Raw genomic sequence first — 7,845 nt, forward strand, 5'->3', positions numbered from 1 at the left:
TTTAATCTTTTTCATCATTACCAATATTAACATGTTTTATCACTTTGCAGGGATTTCCTCCAGCAATACAATCATTTGGAATATTTTTTACCACAACGCTTCCAGCGGCAATAATACTTCTATCACCTATAGTAACACCCTTATTAATAATTGTCCGTGCACCAATAAAAACATCATTCCCTATAATCACCGGAGCATGTTTTATGCAAGCATAATTTTGCAGATCAACCAGTTCTCTTTCATAACGTCGAGATAAGTAGTCCAAAGCGTGGCTATTACTATCGTTTATCATACAGCCGGCTCCCATTGTAACATAGGAGCCTATCCTGACATAATTATGAACCCATATTGAAACATCACTCATAGCAACATTATCTTTTATTTCTAATATCGCTCCATCCTCAATCTCAATGTATGACCGCATATTGGCTCCAAGAGTATTTTCACCACTCGTTATACGCGTATGAGAGCCTATCGTAAATCCTGCATAATTCCGATGCAACTTAAATCGAATATTTCCCACTAATCTAACTCCTCTACCAATTGACAATTTTTTATCATGTTTATATGTCTTAACATTCAACCTGATAATATTTAAAATCGTCCATGAGAATCTGATCATTTTCTTTATCATTCTTTCACCCGATATTTATCTAAAAATCTCATTACATATCCTTGAATAACAAAGCTATAAGCATGCTTAATAAAAGGTAATGGATTTATCTTTTTCTCTTTCAATCCCTTACGAGGAGAAGGAATATTTATTAACTTTGAATATTTATTATGAAAAGTGTTCTCATCCTGAATACGCCATTGAGGCAACGATTTATGAGGTAAAACTTTATGATTAAGATGCAAGGCAAAACATTCAGGTAAATCAACAGTTTTCCAACCTGCATTATTTAAACGCATTATTAAATCTCCATCTCCACAATAAAAATTATACGATTTCTCATCTATATAGTCAACGTCTTCTAATGCCGCTTTAAGATAATAGCCATGATTAAGCGCTATATAGGATCCAAGCGTACCTACACGATAATAATTATAACGAGGATATTCTCTAAAATAAAAGGCACCGGCACCGACCTTTAAACCGGATTTTAAGAAACTTTCCATTGCGTCATAACCATTTTGTAAACAATCATCAGCAAGAATTAGATCATCACTAACCATTACAATATATTTCCCATGCGCATATCTAAATCCAATATTCATAAATTCACCCCAAGAATGTTTTCTTTTTTTTATGCCATCAAAATCTATTATAGTGTAATTCGGTTGAATTATCGTAAGAATATCTCTTTGTTTTGCTAACCAATCACACGTACCGTCAGTTGATCCACCATCTATCACAATGATTTCCATTGAACCATTGAATTTATTTTTCCTTATGCTTTCTATCGTAGCTCTTATTAGTTGTTTTCTATTTTTTGAACCTAAAACGACAGATATATCACATTGCTTCATTGTTTATATTATTAAGAGGTTAAGAGTCTGCATTTTTCTTTTTATAATCTAAAAATACCGCCCATACAATTGAATGTATAATCATGCCATTGAAACAATTAAGGAACAAGAACAAAAGACAAGCAGCAACATTATTAAAGTGTAATTCTTTGAGCTTTAAAGTTTTAAAAACTGTTATTAAATAGAAGAACATTATTGGAAGGCCCAAACTCGCACATTGTGCAAGAACTCCATTAGATGATGTTCTATTGTTTAGTTCTAAAGATCTCATATCGTAATCCTCTGAATCGATACCATATCCTACTAATGGACGTTCAGAAATCATTTGCAACATAGCTAAGTTATCAAACAGACGAACATTCAGTGATCCGTCCGCATTTTGATTCCCATAATCTTCTTCAAGCTTGTCTTGAATAACATCACTCGAATATATATACATTACACCACTAGCGGCTATTAACAATAGAAGAAAAAAAGCAAATTTACTCTTTTTCAAAACATCATTCTGTAAAACAATTATGAGAACAATTATCATTAATCCCAAATATCCGGATGTAGATCGTGATAATATCATAGCCAATATGAGTACGAATACTTTTTTTAATATTTTCTTATTAAATAAATTAGATATCATATCGGGAATATACAAAAATAGGGTCATTGATAATACGACTTGAAAGGCACTGGGTTCCCACCACAGACTACACATCCGATTGCTATCATAACCTAATTTTATAACATCAAATAAAAGCAAATAATGCGTTCCACCATGAACTCCCTCTACCGAACGAGGAGATATCAACCCTATATGATACAGTGCGTACAAAGCTATGCTAATAATACAAATGACATAGGTCAGATCCAACAACAAACTCTTAAATGCACTGTAACTCATTGACAAAGTCATAAAAAATGTCCCCCAAAGTACTAAACAATATACATAGGGTTGAGTGACAGCTTCTACATGATTAGTATTAATTACAAGAAAATTTATCCATATCCAAAATGTGTAAATAACAACAAATAAAAAACTTTTATTCTTTATAACTGAACTCAAACGAGTTTTACGCCTTACAAATAAATATGCCCCATAAAAGAATAATGAAAAGCATGATAATATAGAATGTTGATGATAAAAGCAAAATGTACCGGATGATAATAATATCAGTAATACAGCTATCATATCCTCTATGTAAGAACGCTTTACTATTATTGCTTTCATATACGTCAATGACAACAATTAATAAGTTCTTCCTTTTATTTGAAAGGGACGCTGCATATCCATATTCTCAAATATAATAATATACCAGCGAATCACTAAAATCAAGGGTCTCAATAAGAAACGTTTTATCTTCTTTTTTAAAGATTGATCACTGTAACGAGCTCTTCTCGCATGGATAGGTTTATCTGATAATTTACCCCAATCATTATCCACTGCAACAAACTCATCCGTATTCTGAATAATAGGATTGCATTTCTTTGCTAATAAAGAAAAAACACTTTGATCATGACGATTTTCTATAAAGCCGTCATAATTGGGAATTTTAGATCTTTTATCAGTAACCAAGTCGTAATGATAAAGATTAATATCATACCATTGTTTTGTCAAAGTCAATGTTATATTATTCTTTTTAAGAAAGATACATCCGGATAGAAGTTGATTAGATTCCATTGCAGAATCTCCACTGTTCACATTTAAAAATTCAAATAAATCAGCTTTCGTATATTCCTTTTCTTTATATCTTTCTTGGAATGCCAAAATTCCCGAAATGCTGTTATCCAACATCTTTATATATTCCAGAAACCTTGGTATTCCTTTATAATTAAAAACATTTCCCGCATCAGAATAAACTAGTATATCACCATCTTCCATTCTTTGAAGTTGATTATATATAATAAATCCTTTCCAACGCCAATATCCATAGCCACGCCGATGCTTGAACCAATGAATTTTCTTTCTTAATTCAGGCTTAAGGTCTTTTTCTGTAAGAAAAACTCTCTCATCAAAAGGAAAAACTTCCGTTTCTTTTCGCAATCTGATTAAAGAATCAGAATAGTCTGTATTAGCAAATGAAAGAAGTACAATCTTTCTCATATATTGATTAATTTATAGCCGTGAAAACCATGGCATGGGATAAACTTTATTACTATACCACCAAACTCCTAACATAATAACTAAAGACCCAATAACCAAGCTGTATTTTACACCATCGGCTCCAATTGTTTTCACCAATAAAAAAGTTAATAAAAGCTGAATACCACTGCCTAACAATGTTACTACACCTAATCCGAATGTTTTTTTCACAGTATATGGATATTGAATAACTAACCCGTAAAATGAATATATCGTAGACGACAATATTATCCATGGCACATATTGGAAAGAAGCAGCATATTGCTCGCTCAAAACATAATGAACCAAAAACCAGCATAGGAAAATTACGATAAGGCCCAACACAAAAAAAGCACCGCCTAATTTATATGACAATTTTACTAGGAACTTTTTTTCTTCATATTCATTTTCCGGTGTCATCTTAGATAACCTTTTTTGAAGTTCCGGCACATAAACATTATTAAAAGAGGTATTAAATAAAGCGTAAACCGCACCAAAGCTCAAAGCCATCGAATAAAGACCATTAACAGACAGTCCGCAATATGTTGTAAGAATAACTTTATCCATCCCTCCTTTTATCCAAAAAGATAAAGAATGCGGCAAAAGAGGTATTCCAAACTTCATTAAAGTCTTTTGAATGTTAAGGTCTACTTTAAATAACAGATACCCTCTCTTATATAATAGTGAAAGATGAATAAAAGACATAATAAACATTGCTACTACATGACTCAGAATCTTTCCAAATGCCTGTTGTTCATATCCTACTACTAAAATAATAAGTAATCCGACATATACAATAACCTGACCAATCTGCAATTTCGCAAAGTTAATAGGATTATCCTCCATCCTATATAAAATGAAGTTCACACTGTTTGCCAACATACAAATACTACTCAACACTGTAAGCAATTGTAATGATAATCCTATATGTAAATATCCATCTATTATATTAGTACAGAAAACAATAATTATCGCAAAAATCATATTAAGTAATAAAACTTGAAAAAGTAGATTACTAACCAATATAGCGACCTCTTCTTTGGTCCTTTCATAATAGAAATAGGGTAATGAATTTACTACAACCTGACCAGCTAATAGTATTACTATGTTTTGAAGGACATCAAAATTTGCAGCAATACCTAATTCTGAAGGAATAATAAAATAGGATACAATAGGCAATACTATAAAAGAAATAGATTTAGTTATGCCATCAGTTATAGTATATATAGCCGTTCTCTTAAATATAGGATGCTGTAGATAACCTTTAATTCTATCTTTAAAAAGATACATAATTCATTATAAGATTAAACATCAAACACTGAAAAAGATATATTGACAAATATATTTTTTTTCAATACGCATTTTTCTCTCCAACTATCACATTCACCACAGTCTTGTAAATGATATATAAGTCTAGCAATATCGTCCAATGCTCCATATACCAAATATCAGCCTTTACACGTCCTTCCATTTGTGACAGTTCTTTCGTTTCACCGCGAAAACCATGCGTTTGTGCCCAACCGGTTACGCCAGGTTTAATAAAATGACGCACCATATACTTATCAATCAACTGGGCATAAGTCTCTGTATGAGCTAACATATGTGGACGAGGTCCTACTATTGACATATCCCCCTTAAATACATTAATAAGCTGTGGAAATTCATCAATATTAGAACGCCGAAGAAAGTCTCCAAAACGAGTTTTTCGAGGATCATCAATCGTAGCCTGTTTGCTGTCGGCTTCATCATTCACTTTCATGGAACGGAACTTGTAACATACAAAATCCACACCGTTCAAACCTGTCCGCATTTGCTTAAAAAATACAGGACCGGGAGAAGTTAACTTTATGATACTTCCAACTATGAGATAAATAAAAGGAAATACAGTAACCAGAAAAAGACCGGAGAAAACAATGTCAAATATTCGTTTTAATATACGGTTTTCCATCTTACCCAAAGGTTCATAACGTAGATTCAAAATAGGCATATTACCAACCATGCTGTGCCAAATTCGTCGAGGAAAACCCTTGCAAACATTAGGAACACCATGAAAATAGAGCAAATGGTTCTCACAATAATTCATTATAGAAAAATTATAGCGTCCTTCCTCCATCGACAAGGAACAAAAAACATGCTTTATTCCTGTTTGTCCAGACATAAAATCAGCAAAACTTTCAGGATTACCCAAATATAGACATTGAGATGAAAAAGTCTCATTATGTTTAATATCAAAATAACCAACAACTTCATAAATAGATGCCAAAGAACTTTCCATTTCTTCATATAACATCTGCATATTATTGCCTCCACCAATAAAAACAGCATAACGCTTATGTTTGCCCTTGGCGCAATAAGCAATCAGCGAATGACGAATTATAATACGATAAATACTTAATACAACAAAAAGTGTAAAAAAATAGATAACAAAAAAAAGAGGAGAAATAATAGATATTCCACTAAATGCCATAATACATGCCCAAAATACTGAAAAAGTTACAATATTCTTCAGTACACGCAATACAAGTTGATCCGCACGAATTTCCCTACTACTCCAAACCTTTCCTCGAGATGCAGAACAGGCCAAATAACAAAGACTAAGAGAAGTCATCATCAAAGAAACAGTACAAGAAAAAGGAGAATGCATATATACATTTTCCCAATAAAATAGTAATAGAAACGAACAGAGATTGAGGATGATCAAATCTCCCAAAACTGCAATAAATTCTACTACTTTATTTATCTGATTAGTTGATGCCATATCACTTCACCAATTAGATATATTAAGCCCGGAGTTCTTTAAATTTATTCAGAAAATCTCTTCCGAATAAATTCCAGGATATAACGACACAAACAGACAGGAAAACAAATACCAATACATATATTTTCCTACTCGTTCCCGAAGGTTCCAATGGCACTACCGCAGGCTCTACAATAGCAAAGACCGGCTTTTCTTCCTGGACTTTAGCTCTGGCAACCTGAAGCTGGCTTGCCACCTGACTATATACCTGATAAGCCAAACTCATATCATTCTGCAAGCGTTCCTGTTCGGCACGGACACTTTGCAATATGATATTGTCATGAGAGTCCAGATAATCAGCATATTTCTGCTGCGCGGAATAATATTCCTGCTGGCGCTCTTTGAAGAGTTTCTCCAGATAAATGCAATCTTCTTTCGACTTGGTAATACGATAGTCTATGATATATTCCTGCAGCTTTTTCACCACAGAATCAGCTACGACTGCGGCTGCCCTGGGATTCTGCATGGTTACAGCAATGGAAGTTATGGACGTTTTCTTATCTACAGCGGCAACAATCATTTCCTTCAGGATTTCGATTTTTTTTGACTCTTTTTTAGATAATTCGATTGTGCCTTGACTGATTCTGTTCAAAGCTCTTGATTCATTCTCTTCTTCAGCAAACAAAGACTTCACCCCACCAATTACCATGCCCGGAAATCCGATTACATAGTTCCACCAAGGAGATGACTCTTCATCCAAATAGGTGTTTAAAGTCATATTCTCATCTTTCGATACCGGTATATTCATTGTAGAAAGTTCGAGTAAGAAAGGAGTGGAAGATATAATGTCCGGGGACAAAGAGGTATTTAAAGCATCCGTTCCATCCCCCATAGAAACCTCACTCCCCAAAAAAGAAGCTGCCAGACCTGACAAACCACCACCTTTAACGCTCCCCATCTCCGGAGAAAGAGTCACTTCAACCGTGTACTGTTTAGGAATACTGATTGCTATAATAACGCCAATTACAAAACCAATGCCAGCAGCTTTATAAATCGTCTTACGAATACCTATAATCTTACGAAGAATATCCATCAAATCAATTTCGATCTCTTCATCCGTATGATTATTCAGTTTTTGTTTTATATCTTTTTCAGATTTTTGTTCTATCAAAGTAGTCATAAAAGGAATTCGTTATTTCTTGATTAAATTAGCTATAGAAGCAACCATCATTCCCAAAGTGCTAAATGTAGTAGCATAACCTAAGATATTTCCAATATTAGTCCTTTTCTTAGCCTTACTAGGCACAATTATCTCACAACCCGGTTCAATCTGTTTCTTACCACTACCTTTCACTTTAGTTACCTGGCCGTTCATATAAACGATGAATTTCTTATTCTTCTTTGCATTTTCAGAATAACCACCGGCCTGATTCAGGTAATAATCCATATCTTCACCCTTTATATAAGAAACTGTATTCGGAACCATTACAGCACCATTAATCGTAACCGTATTATTGTTTTTCGG

7 protein-coding genes and 1 pseudogene are annotated in these 7,845 nt (G+C 33.5%); all 8 read right to left on the minus strand.

The window, feature by feature from the left end:
- Window position 1: 1 nt before the first annotated feature.
- Window positions 2-634 carry an acyltransferase gene (locus DWZ47_RS25225; RefSeq protein WP_199488165.1) on the minus strand — a complete coding sequence of 211 codons (633 nt, stop codon included), beginning with the start codon at window positions 632-634 and terminating at the stop codon, window positions 2-4.
- Window positions 631-1,470: a glycosyltransferase family 2 protein gene (locus tag DWZ47_RS25230; protein ID WP_117515061.1), complete on the minus strand. Its 840-nt coding sequence runs from the start codon at window positions 1,468-1,470 to the stop codon at window positions 631-633. Before DWZ47_RS25230 ends, DWZ47_RS25225 begins: the two co-directional genes overlap by 4 nt.
- 19 nt (window positions 1,471-1,489) lie before the next feature.
- Window positions 1,490-2,692, minus strand: a complete 1,203-nt coding sequence (locus tag DWZ47_RS25235; protein WP_117515063.1) for an O-antigen ligase family protein — start codon at window positions 2,690-2,692, stop codon at window positions 1,490-1,492.
- A gap of 18 nt (window positions 2,693-2,710) precedes the next feature.
- Complete coding sequence (locus DWZ47_RS25240) at window positions 2,711-3,565, minus strand: hypothetical protein (protein WP_117515065.1); 855 nt, start codon at window positions 3,563-3,565, stop codon at window positions 2,711-2,713.
- Between the two features lie 12 nt (window positions 3,566-3,577).
- On the minus strand, window positions 3,578-4,873 hold the full coding sequence (locus DWZ47_RS25245) for a lipopolysaccharide biosynthesis protein (protein ID WP_117515067.1): 1,296 nt from the start codon (window positions 4,871-4,873) through the stop codon (window positions 3,578-3,580).
- A 61-nt stretch (window positions 4,874-4,934) separates the two neighbouring features.
- A complete protein-coding gene (locus DWZ47_RS25250; RefSeq protein ID WP_117515069.1) occupies window positions 4,935-6,341 on the minus strand; it encodes an undecaprenyl-phosphate glucose phosphotransferase in 1,407 nt (468 codons plus the stop codon).
- A gap of 22 nt (window positions 6,342-6,363) precedes the next feature.
- Window positions 6,364-7,500: a chain-length determining protein gene (locus DWZ47_RS25255; protein WP_117515071.1), complete on the minus strand. Its 1,137-nt coding sequence runs from the start codon at window positions 7,498-7,500 to the stop codon at window positions 6,364-6,366.
- A 12-nt stretch (window positions 7,501-7,512) separates the two neighbouring features.
- Window positions 7,513-7,845: pseudogene (locus DWZ47_RS25260) on the minus strand (capsule biosynthesis GfcC family protein); the annotation flags it as partial.

The sequence above is a fragment of the Bacteroides sp. AF32-8BH genome, assembly GCF_003435205.1.
Lineage (GTDB): Bacteria > Bacteroidota > Bacteroidia > Bacteroidales > Bacteroidaceae > Bacteroides > Bacteroides ovatus.